This window comes from Arthrobacter sp. AOP36-C1-22 (assembly GCF_052377515.1).
GTDB lineage: Bacteria > Actinomycetota > Actinomycetes > Actinomycetales > Micrococcaceae > Arthrobacter_H.
Genome location: NZ_JBQSWW010000059.1, coordinates 1 through 1,427, shown reverse-complemented (window position 1 = coordinate 1,427; position 1,427 = coordinate 1). Strand labels below are relative to the sequence as shown.

Sequence of the window (1,427 nt, the reverse complement as noted above, 5' to 3'; positions counted from 1 at the left end):
AGTAGTGCCCCATAAGGTGGTGTAGCGTCCGGTCACCCGCCGATATGGAGTGCGGCCACCGGACGTATCCTTCGAGGAATCTCCTACAACCCACTCGAAAGGACATCGCCGCGATGACCGCTACCCAAATTATCGACCCTCAACGCCTGCTTGTCGAAGCACTCTCCGATGCCTCACCGGACCTGATGCGCTCGATGCTGCAGACCATGATCAACGCTCTGCTGTCCGCTGATGCCAGCGCCGTCTGCGGCGCCGAATACGGCACCGCATCCCCGGAACGGGCCAGCCAGCGAAACGGATACCGGCATCGACCCCTGGACACCCGGGTCGGCACCGTTGACGTCGCGGTGCCGAAGTTGCGGCAGGGGAGCTACTTTCCAGAGTGGTTGCTCGAGCGCCGCAAACGCGCAGAGACCGCGATGATCACCGTCGTGGCGGACTGCTACCTGGCCGGAGTCTCGACCCGCAGGATGGACAAACTCGTGAAGACCCTGGGCATTCATTCCCTCTCCAAGTCCCAGGTCTCGCGCATGGCCGCGGACCTCGACGAGCAGGTCGAGCAGTTTCGTCACCGGCCTCTGGGTGAGGCGGGACCCTTCACCCTCGTGGCAGCCGACGCGTTGACCATGAAGGTCCGTGAAGGTGGACGGGTCGTGAACGCGGTCGCCATGGTTGCCACCGGGGTCAACGCCGACGGGCGTCGTGAAGTGCTCGGGGTGAAGGTCGCGACCAGCGAGACCGGGGCGGCTTGGAACACGTTCTTCGCCGATCTCGTCGCACGCGGACTGGACGGCGTGCAGCTGGTGACCTCGGACGCCCACGCTGGGTTGGTTGAGGCGATCCGGGCGAACCTGCCAGGGGCCAGCTGGCAGCGGTGCCGTACCCACTACGCCGCTAATTTGATGGGGATTTGCCCGAAGAATCTGTGGCCTGCGGTGAAGGCGATGCTGCACTCGGTCTATGACCAGCCCGATGCCGAGAGCGTCCACGCCCAGTTCGACCGGCTGCTGGACTACGTCCAGGAGAAGCTGCCCAAGGTCTTCGAGCACCTCGACGAAGCCCGGGCCGACATTCTGGCGTTCACGGCGTTCCCGAAGGATGTGTGGCAACAGATCTGGTCCAACAACCCCAACGAACGGCTCAACCGCGAGATTCGCCGGCGCACCGACAGCGTTGGTATCTTCCCCAACCGCGACGCGATCATTCGGCTGGTCGGCGCGGTGCTGGCCGAGCAAACCGATGAGTGGGCAGAAGGCCGCCGCTACCTCGGATTGGACGTGCTGGCCAGATGCCGGCTCAGCCTCGTCAACGACGCTGACAACACCCTGAATGCGGAGGAGGCGCCTGCAGATCCCTTCCAAGCGTTGACCGCCTAAAAGCAATCACCGAAGGAAACCACCGCTACACCACTTCCCGGGGCTTGACCA

1 protein-coding gene is annotated in these 1,427 nt (G+C 64.0%); it reads left to right on the top strand.

Annotation, left to right across the window (positions count from 1 at the left end):
* Window positions 1-113 precede the first annotated feature (113 nt).
* Entirely contained in the window at window positions 114-1,376 is a 1,263-nt protein-coding gene (locus ACT3S6_RS15855; protein ID WP_102598824.1) for an IS256 family transposase, read from the top strand.
* Window positions 1,377-1,427 lie beyond the last annotated feature (51 nt).

What these genes read in the sequence shown, in the direction of transcription:
- ACT3S6_RS15855 (WP_102598824.1), top strand. Translation starts at nt 114, where the DNA reads ATGACCGCTACCCAAATTATCGACCCTCAACGCCTGCTTGTCGAAGCA.